Genomic DNA, 19,814 nt, shown 5'->3' with positions numbered 1-19,814 from the left:
TACACATATCTAACGCTGTTAAGACTAGATTCTGGAAACAACGTTAAGGCCGGATTTGGAGTATTTGTCTATTTTAACACTCAATCTAATAGTTACTGACAATCACATGTACCGCTTTCGAGTAGCTCATCAGGACGGTATGTTCGATTACACTGTTCACATGTGATTTGAATATCAACAGTAACTCGAGGAGAATCGATATCCAGTTTATCAGCAGACATAAGTCGCTGAATCGTCTGGTCTACCACACCTCGACACCTTGTTCGTCCCCATTCAATGGTATCGACGCCATCCGAGATGGTAATCTCAACTGTCCTGCTTGTATCCACATCAAGACACTCCTGAAGGTGTTTACGTATTGTTGGATGGGTTACCCAGTCAGATTCTATGGAACCGATGTCGATATCTTCTTGTTGCAGCTGTGTTCGAATACGGGCACGTTGGTCTGCTGTCCCGTCTTTATCATGTAAGAGCTGATAAATAGTCTCAACGGCGTTATTTCCTGGAAGAGATCCATAGATATTCGCTGTAGATTGAATAGTTGAATCTGAGAGACCGACGCGGAGTATCTCTTTATTTGTGTAGTCAGTTAGATCGCGAAGACTCATTTCTTCAACAGTTCTCTTGTTAATAAGTTTCTCGTCGAATCCAGATAGACCATACTTCTCTATCGCGTTACAGACCTTACAACGATCACTCATGTATCTTGGTAGAGAAACCAAATACAAAAGATTTTCCAACCATATGTCTGGAAAAATTGTGGAAATCAGACAACCAATCTCGGACAAGATAAGACGTTGAATACTGTTATAAAATACTAATTATATCTAACTATATTATGCGGTAATAAAAAATGTCTTTTGGGAATTAAAAGCGCTCAAAACGCCGGATATGAGTAGTAAAAGTATATTTATCGATAGTAATAATAGTATTTTAACCAATACTCCAGAAGAGTTCAGAGATAACTAGTAAATCGCATAAATTGCTTATATCATATATTAATTCCAAACATATGGATTATATTCGAATTAAAATACGATCATAGTTCGACATTTATTCATTATTGGGATTTACTCAGAGAGATTCATGTTTAGTGAAGCGCCCCAGACTTAACTCTCATGTGTCTAGTTTGTTCTGCCAGTAGAAATGAAATGCCTTATTCAGGAATAAATACTGATAACGTACAATATGAGTACCTACGTTGGTGTTGACTGGGCCTCAAAAGGATGGGTAGCTGTTGTTCACGAGGACGGCGATTGGAAAGCTGAAATGCATCCTTCAATTCATAGTGTTTGGTTTTCATATCGACATGCACAGAACATACTCATTGATATCCCAATTGGGCTTCCTGAGAGTCAGCGACGAGTATGTGACCAGCAAGCAAAAGAGTATATTGGTACAGATAGAGCAAGTAGCGTCTTCTGGACGCCGTGCCGGGATGTACTTAACGCGATGACATACGAAGAAGCCAAGCAAATTAACCACAAGCGTAGGGGGAATAAAATCTCGAGTCAAACCTGGCACATCCTTCCGCGAATCCAGGAAGTTGATTGTCTATTACGGGACAGCAAGGTGGCGAGGAAGACCATTCTTGAGTCACATCCGGAAGTCTGCTTCACTGCACTAAGCAGTGGATCAAATATCTCGATATCATCAAAGCTTGACGGTGACGGCTTTGACCAGCGGCTAGCTATTCTAGATAACTATACATCTGCAACAGCGATTTACGAAAATTTTGTTGATAGATACATTACCAGTTTACCACAGTGGTCTAGACGAATTGGAAAATCAAACCGTGATGACCTGGTAGACGCACTGGCTCTTGCTGTGACTGCGAAGCTTGCTACAGAAAATCTTAGTACGCTACCTGATGATCCACCTACGGACAAGACTGGATTACCAATGCAGATTGTGTACACAGAATCGTAATGAAATTATCTTCTGTGAGAGATCATTTTTTAGTGTGCCGGTGATATGCCCCTTACTATCACCAATTTTGTACTAATTAGCTAATTTATTTCACGGTTAGTGGGTAAACTGGGCAAGCGTTTTGAGTTCAACAAGTTACTGTGGAGTCGGAGTAGGAATATGGATGTATTCATAGGACAGCCAAGGACGATACAATGGTTCAACTTCGAGGACATTGATCAATACACTAATCTCCAATTACCATGACGGGTATGTCAGCAGTTTTGATAACACGTTCTGTAACTGATCCCATAAGAACACGCTCGATTCCCCTTCGTCCATGTGTCCCCATAATAATAACATCGATGTCATTCTCTTCTGCGTAATTGATGATCTCTTCATGAGCAACACCAGATACAATCTCAGTTTTAACAGACACACCATGATCTTCTCCAGCAGCCTTTACGTGTTCAAGTGCGTCCTCGCCGATTGCAGTTAATGCATCCTCCTGTTGAGGATATCGTCCTGCAAGATTCTCAACAGTTCCACTATCGGTGACAAAAAGCCCATGTAATTCTGAGCCAGACTGTGAAGCGGCGTGAACTGCGTGCTCAATCGCTCGTCGAGACGGGTCGCTGTTGTCTGTTGGCACCAATATTTTATCGTACATACAATATTATTCAACATTGATGAGTATAAATCTATTCTATCATGAAACAAAAATTACACATATGTTGTTTTAAGCTATTAGATATGAGCATGTGCATACAGAATAATTCCTCAGTCAACAACATCAGCTGTCAAATTAAATATTCAATACAATCCTGAATAAATACATATGAGGGTTTCAGTTAAGTGTTGTAATAGATTATATTTACAAAATGGCAGACGGCATTTATTATAGCCTTTTTTATATCACATATATCGAAATTATACCAACAGTTTAATATCAATCAAATGTATTGTGTTGGATAATAACGTATGTCGAAAGCCGATGGCCCTGCTGATGGTCAGCCTTCGCAAAAGGGTATCTCGTCTGATATGATTGTCGAAATGGTGCCCGATGCTCTCCTTGTTATCGACTTGGAGGATCAAGAGACGATTCGGGCAAACGAAGCAGCCGGTGAGTTATTTGCGTGCTCCCCAGAAGAACTTGAGGAGACAGATCCCTTCTTGACGTGTACCAAAGATAGTGCAGAAGAAATAAAGAGTCGGCTTGAATCAGGATTTGAGCAGGAACAGATTAGTCGAAGACAGGACGGCCAACCATTGTATATTGAAACATTTGAAGGTGAAAAGGTCCCTGTCGAAATAAATGTACAATCAATACAATCCGAGACGGGTGAAATTATTCTTGCAGTATTCCGAAAAATCGAACAGCAGGTGAAGCGAGAACAGAGACTTAAGCGTTTTTCATCCCGGTTTGAAGCATTCCTAGATGCAGTACCGTTGCCAGCAGCAGTCCTTGATCTGGATGGAACGGTTGAATTGTGGAACCAAGCTGCTGAAGAAACATATGGATATACAGAAGACGAAATCGCCGGAGAGCTATATCCGTTATTCACAGATCATGGAGAGCTAACAAAGCAGCTAGATCGAGTGTTAGAAGGAAACCCGATCAACGGATATGAAACCATACATCGCTCAAAAGATGGTGCTATTCTACATGTGGAAATATATGTGCAGCCAGTGTACGTAGATGGGGTCCTGACAGGAATTGTTGGTTCAGCAATTGACATTACTGAGAAAAAAAGGCAGAATCGAATGCTCGATGTTCTTCACCGGGTTCTTCGGCATAATCTCCGAAACAAACTCAATGTTGTACAAGGATCTGCAGAATGGCTTATAGATAGAGTTGAACGGGAAAAAGCCGAAATGAAAGTAGCCGAACAGCGGCAGATTCGAGATGCGGCAGAAACTATCATTGCAGGCGTCAATGAGCTGATTGAATTGAGCGAACAAGCACGAGAAACTCGAGAACTCGTCAAAAACGCTCAGGAGCAGTCGACATCTACTACAGTATTTGAGCTGGAAGAAAGCTTCACAGAGGTAACCGGTAACAAAGAGATCACGACACACCTAAGTGAACCAGAAGACAGGTATGAAACTTTAGTTCCACGGGAAAGCGAACAGATCATCAGGGCACTGGGTCAACGAATTGACAGCCAGCCAGATGTAGCCACGGTAATGCTTGATATTAACGTTAACCCTCATTATGTTGAGGTCACGATCTCAGCTGACGAGGCTCTTTTACCAGACTCTGATCGGGCATTGATAGAACTTGGCCGGGAAACAGCTGTCCGACACGAAGAGGGATTAGATATCGCGCAAGCATGTCTCGTGACAACTGCAATAGGGGGTAATATTGAAGTTCCAGATACTCTTGATGCAGATACATTAGAAATTGAAATACCTTGTATAAGCCACTGATTGATAAAATATATTATATTTATTTGAGTAGGGGAAAGCATCCCTGTTTGCAAAACCAATTTCAGTATCCAGACAATTCTAGAAGTAGGCCATGTTACGGGAACTTCGCAGTTCATATGCAGTGAAGCTTGGGCTGGGATATGTTGCAGTTGGATCATTTATACTCATCGTTGGTCTCGCTACTGGAGAAGCGAATGCAACAATTGTCGCTGGTATAGTTGGGTTACTTGCGTTGGGATCACTCAATGCGGCAGAAACACTCGGCTCAATCAAGGAATTAAATCAGCAAACAAGGCAAATTGCAGAAGGTGATTTTGAGTCAGACATTCAGTCAACGCGAGTTGATGAGTTTGGTGAACTAGCGGATTCTATTGAAACAATGCGAAAAACACTGGTTCGCCGACAAAATGAATACGAGGAAGTAGCACAAGAGTATGAAAATGTCGCACAGGAATACAAAGAGATTGCACAGGATTACAGTCAAGTGATGGAGGCAGGGGCAAACGGTGATCTAACACAGCGAGTTGATGTCAACGAGGAGCATGAGGCCCTGCAGCGAATCGGAACGTCATTCAATAGGATGATGGATAATCTTGAGGATACACTTCAAACAGTTGTTGCGAGTGTTGAAACAATCCAAGATGAAACTGATTCAATTCAACAACAGAGTAAACGAGCAAATCAGGTAATGAATGAAGCGGTTGACGCAGCAACCGAGATTCAGACGCAAGCTACACAGCAGCAAGATGAATTGTCTTCAATCTCACAAGATATTGAACAGGTGAGTGCTTCAGCTGAAGAGATAGCGGCGACCGTGGAGAACCTTTCAGATAGAAGCCAAAGTGCATCCGCTGCCAGTGCAGATGCACAAACATCTTCGCAACAGGCACTTGAGGAAATGGAAAACGTTCGAACGGATGTCAAAGAGGTCGTAGATCAGGTCGAACAACTTTCAGAGAAAGCGGATGAAATTACAGGAATTGCTGATGTGATCTCGGATATCGCAGAACAAACAAATATGCTGGCATTGAACGCATCAATTGAAGCAGCCCGAAATTCAGCACAAACTGAACAAGCAGACACAGCTGGATTTAGCGTCGTTGCAGATGAGATTAAAGAACTGGCTGAGCGAACACAGGATCGGGCAAATGATATCGAAGAGACAATTGAGACTGTGCAAACGCAGATCGATGAGGTCACAGCGTCAATACAGGAAACTGATCGGCGCGTTGAGCGTGAGTCTGAAACTGTTGAATCAACGCTAGAGGACATTGAGACGATCACTGAATCGGTCGAAGAGATTTCAACTTCTATCGCGGAAATTCGTGACGCAACATCAAATCAAGCTGCGACAGTACAACAAACAGCACAAGGTGTTGAACGCGTTGCTTCGCTTGGGGAGGAGACAGCAGATACCGCGTCAGAGACAGTATCGCAACTTGAGGAACAACAGAAAACAGTAACGGTAATCGCAGATCGGATACAAAAGTTTGAGCAGTCAACCGTCGATCAATTACTTACCACAGTCGATCAGTTTACGCTTGAGTCCGAATTAACAGAGTCACAAACAACAGCAAATACAGCGCAGCTTGAAACAGCAAATGAACAACCCACACAGCCAATGGTTGCAGGAGGTGATAAATAATGGTGGATCCGATCATACAAGCAGCGTATCTGTTCACCGCAATAGCATTCATCCCGGGGGTCTTAATTGCGTATTTTGTTTATCAGTCTGCAGATCAGAAGCATAAGCTTGCTGCAGCAGGGCTTGTGATAATTCCAGCATTTGCAGGCATATCATATCTAATTATGGCGCTCGGAATTGGGACAGTTGATCTAGGGACTATCAGTATTCTCTCATCTGAGGTGACACTCGTTGGTATGCGATACGTAGACTGGCTGGTGACAACCCCAATCCTCGTTGGATTAGTTGCATATGTTGCGCAAGCACCAAGAAAGCGTATTTTGCAGATTATGACCGCTGATGCTATGATGATTATTGTTGGAGCGGGAGCCGTGATGGCCGATGGAATACTGCAGTGGGTACTCTTTACAGTGTCGGCAGGATTTCATGTTATTTTGTTCTTCTATCTGTATCTGGTTCTTCCTAAATACCCAGATACTCCGCGAGAAACCGGATTTTTTCAGCTACTAAAACATCACATTGGCCTGCTCTGGTTAGCATATCCTCTTGTTTGGATGCTTGCTCCAACTGGATTAGGATATGTGTCCTTCCTTGGAGCAAGTCTCATGTATGCATTTCTTGATGCAATCGCCAAAGTACCATATGTACTTTTCTTCTACTTACGTAAAGATATCTTCTCAGTTGATCAACAACAGCCCACTCAACCAGTGAGTAAACAATCGGTGCCAGCAGACGACTAAATCGCTATAATATTCTCACAGACAAAGCGTATTAACTATCTCAGGAGTAAAACTACAACAACATACGACTTGCTTTCATTGATATGTCGCTATATTGCTTCCCATATCGATACTCCTAATCCGGTAGTCTCCTTACGAGAGCATATGGCTGAACAGTACGATGTCGTCATTGCCGGAGCCGGGCCCGCCGGTGCACAATGTGCGCGTGATCTCACAGCACGAGGTTACGATGTTGTTGTTCTTGAGCGAGAATCTCGGGACGGATTTCCACAGCAAAGTAATAAGTCAACTGGCGGGACATTCCCGTCGATGATGTCTGCATTCAATATCCCAGATGAGGTGGTAATGAAGTTTACTGACAAAGTTGTTCTTGAGTCACCAGATAACTATTTTGTGAAACAGCAACCGGGAGCCGTCCTTGAGTTCGCAGATTTCAAAAATTTCCTTGTTGAAGACAGTGAACAGAACGGTGCTGAATATTGGTTTGACGCACATGTTACTGCACCAATAACCAGCGGGGGAGACGTTGTTGGTGTAAAATATAACGGGGATCAGGAAGTGTATGCTGATGTAATTATCGATGCTACAGGTCCAGCTGCTCCACTAGCACAGAAGCTAGGTGTGAGTGATCTTGAACGAACTAATCAGGCAGTTGGGGTCGAGTACCTATTTGAGGGGGTCGAATTAGACCATCCAGACTATGCAGACGTTTCATCGTCAATGATGCTACGACTCGATGAGCGGTATGCACCTGGCGGTTATGCTTGGATATTCCACACGGGGGAAGACACAGCCAAGGTCGGAGTTACATATATCCAAAACGAGCGATATCGGCGGCATAGTGATGAGTTTGATCGAATTGATGACTATCTTGATCACTGGCTTGACGAAGACCCTCGCTTTACTGATGCAGAGCGAATTGAAGAAGAGCATCATCGAGGCTCGGCACACATCCAAAAACCGGAACAAATGACAACAGATTCATTCATTGCTATTGGAGACACAGTCCCAACGATTGATCCACTGTGGGGAGAGGGAATCGACAAAGGGATGAGGTCAGCAAGGGCAGCAGCAACAACAATTGACCACTGTTTATCACTCTCATCGCCTGACACCTCAGCAGATCGGATCTCCCTCTATGAGGATCTTTGGCATCAGCGTGTTGCTCCACGAGCAGACCGACGACTACTGATGACAAAACTACTTTATTATGCACCAAACGAGCGCTACGATCAGTTGATGGCAGATCTCAAAGATCTTGATGTGGACGCACTATCGGCAGCAAACAAAGGTAATCCACTGGGGATGGCAAAACTATTCCAGATGTCAGACGCACCGCTACTTGGGCAATTCCTCAAAGAGTATTACATTGAGAACTCAATTTGATATACATCAGCAACGAAGACAAATATCTATAGTGCTATATTTTGAAACGGTGTATCAATGTCCGATAACTTACTTCCACCAAATGAACGCAGACAAACCGACTCAGATGGGCATGACATATTACAACCGCTATATGTCGGTATTATCACTGTAACAAGTACCAGAGATATACAAAATGACCCGGGGGGAGACAAGGCTGAAGAATTGGTTGATAACCAAAACGGGGTGGTTACCCGACGGGAGGTTGTGCAAGACGATGTTGCAGAAATTCAAAAAACTGTCAAGTCGCTTGCTCGTAGTGAATATGTTGATTGTGTTGTGACAACCGGTGGTACTGGAGTTACAGTTGATGACGTAACACCTGAAGCCTGTAGCCGGTTGTTTGAGCGTGATATCCCTGGATTTGGTGAGTTATTTCGACAAATATCATACGAAGAGATTGGACACAGAGCAATGGCTTCCAGAGCAACTGCTGGAATTGTCATCAATACCCCAGTATTCTGTCTTCCAGGTAGCAAAGGAGCAGTTCAAACAGGCATGTCGAAGCTAATTCTGCCAGAGGCACCACACCTTGCTGGACTAGCTAGTAGCCATCAAATAGAATAACATTGTTGCGGAAATTCAAAACTGGCAAACAAAGCCGTGAACAAACAACCGTTTAAACCCAGGACCGCTATTGTGCATATAACACAATGCCAAAAAATTCTGGATCACCATCGTCTGAAAGTAGTGAGACACATGAAGTTGTCATAATAGGTGGAGGGCCAGCTGGACTTAGCACGGCTCTATATACAACTCGACTTAATCATGATACAGCATTGGTTGACCGGGGGGGTGGGCGGTCAGCAATGATGGTTGATACGCACAATGTTATTGGGGTTCCAGAAGAAACTTCAGGAAATGAATTCCTGCAGACAGCACGTGATCAACTACAGTACTACGGGACCGAGTTCTATCGTGATATCGCAACAGACGTTTCTAAATCTCAGGCGTCAGGATATGAATTTGAGATTGCATTAAATGAAGAAACGCTCTACACAGATCGGGTCGTGCTTGCAACTGGATTTGCTGATAAAAAGCCAGATCCGCCTTTGCCTCGGACAGGTCATGGGCTACACTACTGTCTTCACTGTGACGGATACATGTTTCAGGATGAACCAGTATATGTGATGGGACACAGTAATTCAGCGGCATACGTTGCGATGATTATGCTTAATTTTACCGACAGTGTGGATTTGCTACTCAGAGGAGACGAGCCAACATGGGATGAGCACACAGAAAAGTTACTACATGCACATCCTGTCAACATTATTGATGAAGAGATCACAGGTATGTTCAAAGATAAAGAAGACCCAGCATGGCTCGGCGGGTTTGAGTTTGCTGATGGAACGATTCGAGAGTATACTGGCGGCTTCGCACTGTATGGATCTAAATATAATAATGGACTTGCCGAGGGACTTGGCTGTGAGCTAAACGACGATGGAACGGTAGTCGTAGATGAGCACAATGAAACAACCGTTGACGGGGTATACGCGGTTGGTGATCTTATACCAGGTCACAATCAAATTCCGATCGCGATGGGACAAGGAGCAAAAGCAGGTATTGCAATTCACAAGGACCTTCGAACATATCCAAAGTCACTTGAAGAACTCTCACACAAAACAGCTGACTCAACCACGCCAGCAGCTTCAGATGACTAGCTGACTCTTTATTTTTCTTGTTGTTCGTCAATAAGCGCTTTCAACGATATAAGTAGGTAGAATATGCCGATGATACGCAGCCCTGCGATGAACCGCTTCTTCCACGTAACTTTTTCAGGATCTTCGTACACGAATTTTGCTGCTACATTAAGATAGTGATCAGGGAAAAAGACAATCAGGACTCCAAATATACCAGTAAGACTCATCATCCAGCTATATGCTTTGCCACCGAGAATACTCGCAGCAGCTACTGCTACACCTTCAACCTGTATTGCTGGTCGTACATGGGATTCTCGTTGATGCTTTTCACCCTGCTCAATAGCATACCGTTCAACAGCGTCAAGGACACGATCCGGGAACAGCGCCGTGATCGCGCCAACCATTGCAAAGATAGCCCGCACCATACTTGTACATTAGAAAGACTACTATGTTAATCGTATTGTTTGTCTTGAGTTGACTCACTACACATTCGTTCTAATCAGAAATCTTGCACCGCCACCCTTGCTTTCTTCTATAGAGATTCTCCAACCATGTTCATTCACAATTTGCTGAACAATTGAAAGGCCATATCCGGTTCCTTCTGGAGATGTAGTGTACCCTCGCTCGAACACTTTTTCTCGCTGGTCTGGAGGTACGCCCGGCCCATCATCAGATATAAAGAATCCGTCTGTTGTTGTGCCGATTTGTATTGTAACGGAATTACCACAGTGATCAGTGGCATTCCGCATTAGATTCTCAAATAGCTGCTGTAGACGTTGAGGATTTGCTTCGATCAATCGGTCACTTGTCACATCAAGATTCGCACTTCCTGTTGATACATTCTGCCAGCTTTCATAAGCAGCGTTTTCAATAGACACCGTTGTCGTTTGTTGAAGTGTATCTTTTTCCCGTGCCAGCGCAAGTAGATCATCGATCAAATTCTGTGAACGGTCAATTGCTTCTTTTGCTTCCTTGATATGGGCATTGTCGGACTGTTGTACCATTTCCAACCGCCCTTCGGCTACATTGAGAGGGTTGCGAAGGTCGTGAGAAACAGTATGTGCAAACTCCTCAAGTTGCTGGTTCTGCTCTTCAAGTTCTTGCTGACGGTTAATCTGTTCTGTTATGTCCCGAAGCATCCAGATATTAGCCGTTCCATTTGGATGTTCATATGGTATATAGTGCCGTTCAAGCATTCGTCCGTCAGTCAGTTCAACGATGTCACCTTTAGTTGTACTTTTGTCTTGAATGAGCTCTTTGTTCTCTGCTCTGATTGCCTCTGGATCAGTAAATTTATCCGCAAGGTACTCGGCTACATCTTCACGGTGGACCCCAATAAATTCATCAAGCCGCACATCAACTCCATGCAACTCACAGAATGCTACGTTTCCATTGATAATTTCTCCCTCCGTGTTTTCAACAAGAATCCCGACCGGTAGGTTCTCAAGAAGTGCTGATAAGATTGTATTTGTTTCCTTTAGATCCCGTTCCTGCTGTTTTCGTGATGTAATATCCATCAGGATACCTTCCAATATTTGTGGCTCTTCTTCCGCTGGAATGTTTGCATACTGTCCTCGGTCCCAAATCCATCGGTGGTCGTTGTCTTTGTGGATAATTCGGTATTCTACTTCATACTCTCCACGTTTAGCTAGTTGCTCGTTTACTTCTTTTCTAACCCGGCTTAGATCATCTGGATGAATTAATGTCCTCAAACGGGAGAATTTCCATAAAATCTCTTCAGTTGTATAACCGAACACATCTTCTGCGGAACCACGCAATAGCTCAACTGGCCATCCAGGTCTGTCATAGAACTGACAGACCAAGCCAGGGATATTATCTGTCAAGGCTTCAAGCCGGCGTTTATCTTCTTTCCAGTCTGTAATGTCCTGAAACTGTGAGAATACTCCAATGATTTCTCCGTCATCAGTTACTACGCGATTGTGCCATTCACATATAATTTCTTCCCCATCGCTTCGAAGATTTTGATTCGTGTGTTGGTATCCCCCTCGATTCTCCAGTATTAGTGAAACAACCTTTTGAACATCATCTCGATCCGATTCAGGAACAATTTTTTCCCATGATTCGCCGCGTAATTCTTCCTCTGTGTATCCAAGAATATCGACTGCAGCATCGTTAACGCGGCGGACAGTAAAATCCTTATTCCACTCAATAACCCCAAGCGGGGTTTGTTCAAAAAACAACGACAGTCGCTGTTGGCTGTTGGCAAGAGCTTGCTGTGCATTATATTGTTCGACAGCGTTCTCAATACGATTAGCCAGAATTTTGTATCGACTGGAGCCTTGCCGTTTTTGAAAATAGTCCGTTACACCAGCCGACATGGCCTTACTGGCGATTTCCTCATTACCTTTTCCGGTAAATAGAATATATGGGAGATCTGGATATATACTGCGTACCTCCTCTAATAACTCAACTCCGTCCATGTTTGGCATCTCATAATCACTCAGGATACAGTCAGTGTCATCGTTGAGTTGTTCTAAGGCTACCTGTGGATCTGTAAATGTCCGGACATCAAACGAGTCATGTTGTCGCTCAAGGAGTTCAGAGCTAACTTCAAGGAACTGAGGGTCGTCATCTACTTGGAGTATCTCAACAGTGTCAGGAACTTTGGGAACTACTTCAGGCGGGAGGGCAGTCACAACTTGTTATTAGTTACTGTCTGACATAAAAATTTGTCACTCGGAGAATAACAACAGTAGTCCGGAAGAATATAACAGAAGTTGTCTGGCGGAGGTGGAGCCACCGACCTTCAGGGACATAGCACTGTGTTTTGGCGTGAACTCCAGTCGACTCCGTATGGAAGGAGCGGAGGGAATTACGTTCACAGAGGGATCAAGGCGGATGCCACGGAGCTTACCCCCGTGGAGGCGGCCGATACTCGATGGCGCCAACAACGTTCAACAGTGGGGCTGGTTCTCTCTACTGTATAAACGTTTATCTGATAGTGATTTGGGAGATAGATGTATCCATTACGAGCAGATGTCTCGCGGTGGATGGGCCACCAGTTGACTAGCTCTTAACTTAGGGGCAGTGAACGTGACTGGTCAGACCAGACCTACCGAACTACGGTCTGGTAGAGCGAGAGTCCACTGACAAACCTCGGGGTCGTACAGAGATCGAAGATTCCCCTGATGACAAGACGCTTCATCCCGAGGCCGTTGACTTGCGTACAGTGCTGACGTTAAACGGTGAAGCCTCGGGCTTTCCCAAGAGATCTCACAGGCGGGACGAACGGAGTGCCTTTGGGATTGACCTTGAGGCCGTTCACTAGTTATAGCTCAAATATGCCATTCGACCGTCCAGCCAATTATGTACCGTATATGTCTAATCCTTCGTGATTAGCTAGATTACAGCAGTTCAAGGCGAAAGCCCACCCCTTCAGGGGTGTGGATGAAGCCGACATAATATGCCACAAACCACCTGACATAGGCTGGTTGTAATCCCAACGTTTACGATAATCTATCACATAACGAACTGTTTGAGCGACCGGCCACAACGAACGAATACCTACACTGCTGAAGCACCCAGCGACAGGTACCGGCAGTGTCTGTTCGACTGGCTGGCCGCCCACGCCCTGCTCTGGAATCAGATCACCTACCGACGCCGACACCAATACTTCAGCGGTGACGGTGACGTGTGGGACGCCGAGTACACCTACCTCTACGACTACGCGTCAATTCTTGGCAAAGCAATCTGCCAGCAGATCGCTCGCAAGAACAGCAAAGCATAGCGCAGTCACTTCCGGTTGCTCGACCAGTACCACGACGACTCCAACCCAGCGATAACTGAGAAACCGTCACCACCGGGCTACTGGGGGAACCGAAAAGAAGGCTACGAGTTGCACGGCCTCGTCCGAAGCGACCTCTATACGCTCGACTGGAACGAGATCAAGAGCACGCTTGAATTTGGCGTCGGTGATGTACTCGAAGACCGCTACGACTTCGAGTACAACGAGCGTGTCACGCTCGAAGTCAACGGCAACCCACAGTGGAGCGGTGACGACAGCCGACTTGAGCTCATCTACGAGGAGCACGCTGACCAGCTTCGTGTCCAGCATCCTGTCCGCATTCAACCAGACAATCTTCAACAACAGCGGGAGGATGCCTTCACTCACACGCTCGACACCGAGAACACGACGCAGGCAGCCGCCATCGACGTAGGTGCAAACAATACACTGGCTGTCGTCACTGAACCTGGTGAGACGGCGGTCTACCATGCCCGCCCGGGATTCGAGCGGTTCCAGAGCTATTCCGAGCGAATCGCCACACTCCAGTCGGAACTTCCAGAGGATGAATACACGAGCAATCGCATCAAGCGACACTACGACGCTCGATCACGCAAACGCGATCATAGTCGTGATGCGGCGGTGAAACACGCCGCTGACTGGCTGCTCGAACGGAATGTCGATACTGTGTACGTTGGTGACTTGACCGGGGTGTTGAACACGCACTGGAGTGCTGAGGTGAACGAGAAGAATCATGCCTTCTGGTCACACCGACAAATACTGGAGCGGGTAGAACTGACACTCGGTGATGTGGGGATTGTGTTCCAGGAAGTGAACGAAGCCGATTCGAGTAGCGAGTGTCCCGAGTGTGGAAGTAGTGATGTAACTCGAACAGGCGATTCGTTCCGGTGTCACGACTGTGAATTGGATGCTCACAGTGACGTGGCAGGGGCGTGGAACATCTTGCAGCAAGAAGGAGGGCCGATGGCCCGGCCTGCTGCCCTGTCTGCTGAACGCGGCAGGGACGCACCCCACGAGGGGGCGTACTGGCAGTGGAACGAACACGACTGGATACCTGCCGATGTTGAGGAACAGTCGCGTTCACTCGACCAACCCAGCCTCAGCGAACCCGCACGTTCACAGCCGGGGTAATCGTCTGGTTGGATTACCCACAGAGGAATCCCACGACTTCAGTCGTGGGAGGAGGTCAAAAAGGTAGGCTATCCTTGTTCTCCCCTTCGAGAATAGAGACTCGGACGGTCAAGCTAAACCTAGACTTGATGGGAACCCCGTGAGCACAACATAGACTACAAGACAGCTATACAGAATACTATCCGAGAAGATACTTCAACCATAGATTATTCTGGACAAATTGTGTCTCTTCGAGTTTTGCATCTACCCCCAAAATTCTTCCAGCACCCCATGCACCAAGAGCGAATAGTAATAATAAGTACACGAATGAACTGTCGAATACGTATCCATTTTCAACTGGAAGACCTGCTAAGACCCCGCCTTCCCAAGCAGCGGTCCAAAACAGTAACATCTGCAATCCACCCATGAGCGCAGCAAATCGTAGTACTACACCAAGCAGGAGTGCCAGCCCGATGAGTACCTGTCCAAAGATAACTAGTGGGTCAACAACAGCTGTATACTCAGCGAACCACATAAATAAGCCGTGCAATGGGTTTGCGTCTGCGACAGCATTCTCAAGGAAGTTGGCAGAGGACCACGCTAATGGATCGCTCCATCCGTCTTCAGCCCATTTCCCAAAACCGGCTGTCAGAAATATCCATGCCATCACGAGGCGGAGGCCAACCAGCGAATATCCAACCCACGTCTCAGAGTAGGCGAACGATACATCTCGACCAAAGACCTCAGTGTTAAGTTGTTTCTTCTCAGAGGCACGTTCAGCTGACATACATTACCCCATATAACAAGGGAATTCTTATGTTTTGTCACCTTTAGTGGACATAATCATTTAATTTCATTTGCTGTAAGTATTAACAGCAAGTAGTTGAACGCCCAATCAGTTAATAACTCAATTTGAGACTAAGTCAAACGGCTCACTGTCAGGGCTCAGAATTGATAAAGTATGTAGCAAAGAAAACTCTCATATCTGGATTATAAGCAAAACGGGAAGTTATCTCACAGCAAGACGAACGGTCACGTTGTAACCGGAGAAGGCAGTCAAACGGAGCAGTAATCTTCGTGAAGCCGACCGTTTTGGAGGTACTCGTCAATTGGCTCTATCACAACTCGGTTACCTGTGGAGTACTTTACTCCGTATCCTTTGTTATCATCGATGGAGAGCAGTCGAATTTTTGCTAACAATTCTTCCTGATTTTCATCTGTGAGACAGTACGTCTTAGGCAGGTCAGTGGGGGACCGACCGGCAGAGTCCATGTCTATTAATGTGTTACCGTCTCACATATATAACATTAGCGCTGGTAATGGTTAAATTAAAAACTAGTAAAATGACATGGATATCTGTATGAGGCTACTCAGAGTTGTTATCTCTCGTTAATTGCCGAAATATAAAATACAGGATAACGAACATAATAACAAAAACAGTTCCTCCTTGTACTAACTTCGTAAGATGGCTATGTTCTGGCTCAGCAGTCGGTTCCTCTATTGTCTTATCGGATTCTTGATCGCTGTCTTGGTGTCGATCACCGATTAACTCAGATGGTCTATCAACCTCACCTTCGACTGCTTCAATAATTGTTTCACGGAGGGGTGAATCCAGACCAGCTTCAACAAGTTCTCTGACAATTAATTGCACTAACTCGTCTTCTAGGTTAATCGCTTGCAATTTACGTTTCATGAGTGACACCTCTGCATATCTGATAAGGTATATGTTATATCACTCTTGGTAACAAAAATATCTTACTGCAACACGGAAACTACAGCTTGGAGAATCACAGCGGTAGCAAGACAAAACCTCTTTCTTAAGAAGTGTTGATAAGTTCGACAACTAAGAGTCAAACAACAGGACTGGATTATTTTCGTATAGAATGCATATTTGGCAGACCAGTGGGATTTTGTCGAGCAAGGAAATAGGGAATATCGGAATTCGGACCACACCACATCTGAGTGAGTCCTCCCTCGGACCGTCGGTAGTGAATTCCAACAAACACGGTCAACTCAGGATGTAGCTTCCCAAGCAGTCAATACTTCTTTCGAGCGCTGCCGAATGTCAACTGCCCCGCGCACGGTGGCGCGGGGCTTGTCAGTGAATTCAACTCTGACTCAAATAGGTGGAACATTGTATTCATTGAAGAGTACTAAATTACATCTACTTACCAAGTTTATCGGGATATACTGTTACTATCTACTGTAGTCGTCCAAACAGTTGTATCGCCTCGACTCATACCTTTAGTAATATCAATGTCTGTAACTGCCCGCCCATATGATCTTGTTGTGTGGGGAGCAACCGGAGTAGCAGGAAAACTTGTTGTAGATTACCTTACCGAAGAATATACGCCGTCTGAACTTGCACTTGCCATCGCCGGGAGGAATAAGAATCGCTTGGATGCGGTAAGGCGAGATGTTGTAGAGAAAACAGAGTGGAACAAACTGCCAGTGATACTTGGCAATGCTGAAGATCCAGAAAGTCTTGAGGAGATGGCCGAACAAACACAGGTTGTGTGTACAACGGTAGGGCCGTACACAAAGTATGGAACTCCACTGGTGGAGGCCTGTATATCTACTGGCACTGATTATTGTGATCTTACCGGAGAAGTCAACTGGATACGAGAGATGGTCGATCGATATCATGATAGAGCAGCCGACGCAGATGTACGAATTATTCACAGTTGCGGATTTGATTCAGTCCCGGCCGATCTCGGAACATTACTTGTTCAAGCATTTGCAATTGAAACATACGACAGACCCTGTACTATTGTAAGAATCTACATAGAAGATGGAAAAGGCGGAATCAGCGGAGGGACGCTGGCAAGTGCTGTTGAAGTCTTCAAAGCAGTCTCGGAAAATCCGATAGCACGTGCAACGTTAGAAAATCCATACTCACTAGCACCACCTGATGAACGGACCGGTATTGACACCGGGATACAGCGGATGCCACAAAAAGACTCTATTACATCAGAATGGACCGCCCCGTCACCAATGGCAATCGTAAATGAACGGGTTATCCGGCGAAGTAATGCACTTTTGGAATATCCATGGGGACGTGATTTTCAATGTAGTGAAGTTGTCCCAACTGGGCATGGAGCGGAAGGGGCTCTCAAAGCGGTAATAATTACTGGCGGACTTGCAGCTGGAAAGGCGGGATTATCGATCGAGCCACTTCGATCAGCTCTACAACGGTTTGTCTTTCCAGATCCAGGAAAAGGGCCAACGAGAGAAGAGACTGCGCGAGGTAGTTTTACTGTTCGTATTCTTGGATCAGGAGTCTCCGTTGATGGTCCATTTAGCGTGCAGGGTCGGATTAGCGCTGATCAGGGGCCCGGGTACGGAGCAACAGCCCGAATGGTAAGCGAGGCAGCTATGTGCTTGGTGAATAACGAGATTGAATCCCCTCTGTCCGGAGGAGTTCTAACACCTGCATCTGGAATCGGAATGCCACTATCTGATCGACTTCAAAATGCTGGATTAACCGTCAGTGTTGGTCAATTCAACGAATAGTTCATCGCCTCTTCTGGCCACTCTTTGACCTACAGCAAAAAGTAACCGATTGTTAGGCTACACTTATTGACTCTGAGGCAGAGCAGTCCCCAAGAAGTGCTGAACAGTAATCACTTTGTAGCCTTGAGGTTATGAACAACATCGAGCCAGTCGATAATCTCTGCAGTGGACTCAATTGCATTTGCAATAGACTCAGTTGATTTGTACGCCATTGGAGCCTCATCAACCACGCTTTCGACAATTGATTCAGAATAGACTCCACTCATCGCCTTCTTGAAATCTTCCACACTAAATTGTTCGTGGGCGTCACTTCGCCCGATTATACGACCGGCACCATGGGGGGCAGAATGATTCCACGCATCAGTCCCTTTTCCACGTGCCAGCATCGATCCTTCCGCCATATTAAACGGAATAATAAGTCGCTGTCCTTCGCGTGCTGGAGTTGCTCCCTTTCGAATTGTCATGTCCTCAAAGTCGATGTAGTTGTGAACCGACTCAATCTGGTCCATAGGCTCAACCCCAAGCACGTCACAGATTGCTTCAGTTATCAAATCTCGGTTCCAGCGAGCATACTGCTGTGCAAACAACATGTCAACGTAGTATCCATGAGCTTCCTTCCCATTTAACCAGTCAAGATTTTCGTTTCGGGCTCTCAGAGATTCCTCTGGTTGTGAAAGTATATTAAACACTTCTTCAACCTTCTTACCATCGAATGTCTCTCTTATACGTTCTTTTCGAAGATGAGATTCACCTTTACCTCCAGTCACCCACTCATAAAGATCGTGATCGCTAACCTGATATGGGTCGAACTTAAGAAACTCAGTGTATTTTGCTGGAATCGCGTCACGAATTGCATCAGCGCTACGATATTGACAGGCTTTATGTTGCCAGAATTCAGCAACAGACTTTCCTAAATATCTTGATCCACTGTGAACCACTACCCAATAATCACCTGATTCACGTGCCTGCGCAAACTCAATAAAATGGTTTCCACCCCCAAGCGTCCCTGCGCTACGGATGACATGGCCGATCCCTCGACGCTGCTGTGAAAGCACTCGGCGGCACAATTCCTTGAAATATTCACCATCATAACCATTGAACTCAAATTCTAGCGGATCAATCTCATAACCAAATCGATCTTGATATGCGGCCGCAAATCTGCTGAAAACGGCGTTTGCGCGCCTAAATGGGAACTGTTTGATCAGGTGTTGTGATTCATTGTAGTCATGTACCTCTCGTCCCATCGGCACAGCCTCACGAATACAACGGTCACGGATTGGTGCATCAAGTGGTAATTCATCGCCAATATTCGTTGCTGTCATTCCGCACCCGACATCAACACCAACAATGTTTGGAACGATCTTGTCTGGCAGTTCCATTGTGAATCCAACCGGTGCACCAGCCCCCCAATGGGCGTCGGGCATTATTCGTATTGGCTTGGTGAATGCAGGGTGATTAACTAGCTCTCTAATCTGCTCTATGCAGTTTTCTTCGATCAAAGACTCATCGTCAACCAGTATTTCAGCTGTTGTGTATTCTCCGTCGAGTATAATTGTCATCGAAGATAGTTAGTGTCAGAGAAGAATAACTGTGTGCCATAGCCTTGTGATTACAGCGGTAGCAAGGCGAACGCCCACTGG

At 45.4% G+C, this 19,814-nt stretch carries 16 protein-coding genes and 1 pseudogene; 9 read left to right on the top strand and 8 right to left on the bottom strand.

The annotated features are described in order from the left end of the window. Window positions 1-92 precede the first annotated feature (92 nt). Window positions 93-701 (bottom strand): rod-determining factor RdfA, encoded by a 609-nt coding sequence (gene rdfA, locus K0C01_RS10820; RefSeq protein WP_221169709.1) that lies wholly within the window; start codon window positions 699-701, stop codon window positions 93-95. 487 nt (window positions 702-1,188) lie between these two features. On the opposite strand from rdfA, the gene K0C01_RS10815 reads away from it, so the two are divergent. Continuing rightward, window positions 1,189-1,929 (top strand): DUF429 domain-containing protein, encoded by a 741-nt coding sequence (locus K0C01_RS10815; protein ID WP_221169708.1) that lies wholly within the window; start codon window positions 1,189-1,191, stop codon window positions 1,927-1,929. 226 nt (window positions 1,930-2,155) lie between these two features. Here K0C01_RS10815 and K0C01_RS10810 read toward each other — a convergent pair whose 3' ends face one another. Next, complete coding sequence (locus tag K0C01_RS10810; RefSeq protein ID WP_221169707.1) at window positions 2,156-2,578, bottom strand: universal stress protein; 423 nt, start codon at window positions 2,576-2,578, stop codon at window positions 2,156-2,158. A gap of 311 nt (window positions 2,579-2,889) precedes the next feature. Here K0C01_RS10810 and K0C01_RS10805 point away from each other — a divergent pair, with 311 nt between their 5' ends. The 6 genes from K0C01_RS10805 to K0C01_RS10780 all read left to right on the top strand — a co-directional run bounded on the left by K0C01_RS10805 (window position 2,890) and on the right by K0C01_RS10780 (window position 9,809). Beyond that, entirely contained in the window at window positions 2,890-4,338 is a 1,449-nt protein-coding gene (locus tag K0C01_RS10805) for a PAS domain S-box protein (protein ID WP_221169706.1), read from the top strand. Between the two features lie 121 nt (window positions 4,339-4,459). Then, window positions 4,460-5,983 (top strand): methyl-accepting chemotaxis protein, encoded by a 1,524-nt coding sequence (locus K0C01_RS10800; protein ID WP_221169705.1) that lies wholly within the window; start codon window positions 4,460-4,462, stop codon window positions 5,981-5,983. Then, a complete protein-coding gene (locus tag K0C01_RS10795; RefSeq protein WP_221169704.1) occupies window positions 5,983-6,723 on the top strand; it encodes a bacteriorhodopsin in 741 nt (246 codons plus the stop codon). The genes K0C01_RS10800 and K0C01_RS10795 overlap by 1 nt, the downstream gene beginning before the upstream one ends. A gap of 144 nt (window positions 6,724-6,867) precedes the next feature. After that, the gene (locus tag K0C01_RS10790) at window positions 6,868-8,109 is read left to right on the top strand and encodes a digeranylgeranylglycerophospholipid reductase (RefSeq protein ID WP_221169703.1); all 1,242 of its coding nucleotides are present in this window, start codon (window positions 6,868-6,870) and stop codon (window positions 8,107-8,109) included. 57 nt (window positions 8,110-8,166) lie between these two features. Next, window positions 8,167-8,715 carry a MogA/MoaB family molybdenum cofactor biosynthesis protein gene (locus tag K0C01_RS10785; protein WP_221169702.1) on the top strand — a complete coding sequence of 183 codons (549 nt, stop codon included), beginning with the start codon at window positions 8,167-8,169 and terminating at the stop codon, window positions 8,713-8,715. An 86-nt stretch (window positions 8,716-8,801) separates the two neighbouring features. Continuing rightward, on the top strand, window positions 8,802-9,809 hold the full coding sequence (locus K0C01_RS10780; RefSeq protein WP_221169701.1) for an NAD(P)/FAD-dependent oxidoreductase: 1,008 nt from the start codon (window positions 8,802-8,804) through the stop codon (window positions 9,807-9,809). 8 nt (window positions 9,810-9,817) lie between these two features. Here K0C01_RS10780 and K0C01_RS10775 read toward each other — a convergent pair whose 3' ends face one another. Then, the gene (locus tag K0C01_RS10775; RefSeq protein ID WP_221169700.1) at window positions 9,818-10,213 is read right to left on the bottom strand and encodes a hypothetical protein; all 396 of its coding nucleotides are present in this window, start codon (window positions 10,211-10,213) and stop codon (window positions 9,818-9,820) included. A 57-nt stretch (window positions 10,214-10,270) separates the two neighbouring features. Next, window positions 10,271-12,445, bottom strand: coding sequence for a hybrid sensor histidine kinase/response regulator (locus tag K0C01_RS10770; protein ID WP_221169699.1), 2,175 nt, complete (start codon window positions 12,443-12,445; stop codon window positions 10,271-10,273). 839 nt (window positions 12,446-13,284) lie between these two features. On the opposite strand from K0C01_RS10770, the pseudogene K0C01_RS10765 reads away from it, so the two are divergent. Then, window positions 13,285-14,682, top strand: a pseudogene (locus K0C01_RS10765) (RNA-guided endonuclease TnpB family protein). A gap of 178 nt (window positions 14,683-14,860) precedes the next feature. Here the strand turns inward: K0C01_RS10765 and K0C01_RS10760 are convergent. The 3 genes from K0C01_RS10760 to K0C01_RS10750 all read right to left on the bottom strand — a co-directional run bounded on the left by K0C01_RS10760 (window position 14,861) and on the right by K0C01_RS10750 (window position 16,354). Further along, window positions 14,861-15,448 carry a DoxX family membrane protein gene (locus K0C01_RS10760; protein ID WP_221169698.1) on the bottom strand — a complete coding sequence of 196 codons (588 nt, stop codon included), beginning with the start codon at window positions 15,446-15,448 and terminating at the stop codon, window positions 14,861-14,863. Window positions 15,449-15,717: 269 nt separating this feature from the next. After that, window positions 15,718-15,933, bottom strand: coding sequence for a hypothetical protein (locus tag K0C01_RS10755; RefSeq protein WP_221169697.1), 216 nt, complete (start codon window positions 15,931-15,933; stop codon window positions 15,718-15,720). 94 nt (window positions 15,934-16,027) lie between these two features. After that, window positions 16,028-16,354, bottom strand: coding sequence for a hypothetical protein (locus tag K0C01_RS10750; protein ID WP_221169696.1), 327 nt, complete (start codon window positions 16,352-16,354; stop codon window positions 16,028-16,030). A gap of 563 nt (window positions 16,355-16,917) precedes the next feature. Here K0C01_RS10750 and K0C01_RS10745 point away from each other — a divergent pair. Beyond that, complete coding sequence (locus K0C01_RS10745) at window positions 16,918-18,174, top strand: saccharopine dehydrogenase family protein (protein ID WP_221169695.1); 1,257 nt, start codon at window positions 16,918-16,920, stop codon at window positions 18,172-18,174. Between the two features lie 110 nt (window positions 18,175-18,284). Here the strand turns inward: K0C01_RS10745 and K0C01_RS10740 are convergent, their stop codons facing one another. Beyond that, on the bottom strand, window positions 18,285-19,733 hold the full coding sequence (locus K0C01_RS10740) for an RtcB family protein (protein WP_221169694.1): 1,449 nt from the start codon (window positions 19,731-19,733) through the stop codon (window positions 18,285-18,287). Window positions 19,734-19,814 lie beyond the last annotated feature (81 nt).

This window comes from Salinarchaeum sp. IM2453 (assembly GCF_019693215.1).
Taxonomy (GTDB): Archaea; Halobacteriota; Halobacteria; order Halobacteriales; family Salinarchaeaceae; genus IM2453.
The sequence above is the reverse complement of the archived record's forward strand: the minus strand, read 5'-3'. Positions and strand labels throughout refer to the sequence as shown.

What these genes read in the sequence shown, in the direction of transcription:
- K0C01_RS10750 (WP_221169696.1), bottom strand. Translation starts at nt 16,354, where the DNA reads ATGAAACGTAAATTGCAAGCGATTAACCTAGAAGACGAGTTAGTGCAA.
- K0C01_RS10795 (WP_221169704.1), top strand. Translation starts at nt 5,983, where the DNA reads ATGGTGGATCCGATCATACAAGCAGCGTATCTGTTCACCGCAATAGCA.
- K0C01_RS10755 (WP_221169697.1), bottom strand. Translation starts at nt 15,933, where the DNA reads ATGGACTCTGCCGGTCGGTCCCCCACTGACCTGCCTAAGACGTACTGT.
- K0C01_RS10780 (WP_221169701.1), top strand. Translation starts at nt 8,802, where the DNA reads ATGCCAAAAAATTCTGGATCACCATCGTCTGAAAGTAGTGAGACACAT.
- K0C01_RS10805 (WP_221169706.1), top strand. Translation starts at nt 2,890, where the DNA reads ATGTCGAAAGCCGATGGCCCTGCTGATGGTCAGCCTTCGCAAAAGGGT.
- K0C01_RS10785 (WP_221169702.1), top strand. Translation starts at nt 8,167, where the DNA reads ATGTCCGATAACTTACTTCCACCAAATGAACGCAGACAAACCGACTCA.
- K0C01_RS10760 (WP_221169698.1), bottom strand. Translation starts at nt 15,448, where the DNA reads ATGTCAGCTGAACGTGCCTCTGAGAAGAAACAACTTAACACTGAGGTC.
- K0C01_RS10815 (WP_221169708.1), top strand. Translation starts at nt 1,189, where the DNA reads ATGAGTACCTACGTTGGTGTTGACTGGGCCTCAAAAGGATGGGTAGCT.
- K0C01_RS10790 (WP_221169703.1), top strand. Translation starts at nt 6,868, where the DNA reads ATGGCTGAACAGTACGATGTCGTCATTGCCGGAGCCGGGCCCGCCGGT.
- K0C01_RS10810 (WP_221169707.1), bottom strand. Translation starts at nt 2,578, where the DNA reads ATGTACGATAAAATATTGGTGCCAACAGACAACAGCGACCCGTCTCGA.
- K0C01_RS10740 (WP_221169694.1), bottom strand. Translation starts at nt 19,733, where the DNA reads ATGACAATTATACTCGACGGAGAATACACAACAGCTGAAATACTGGTT.
- K0C01_RS10745 (WP_221169695.1), top strand. Translation starts at nt 16,918, where the DNA reads ATGTCTGTAACTGCCCGCCCATATGATCTTGTTGTGTGGGGAGCAACC.
- K0C01_RS10775 (WP_221169700.1), bottom strand. Translation starts at nt 10,213, where the DNA reads ATGGTGCGGGCTATCTTTGCAATGGTTGGCGCGATCACGGCGCTGTTC.
- rdfA (WP_221169709.1), bottom strand. Translation starts at nt 701, where the DNA reads ATGAGTGATCGTTGTAAGGTCTGTAACGCGATAGAGAAGTATGGTCTA.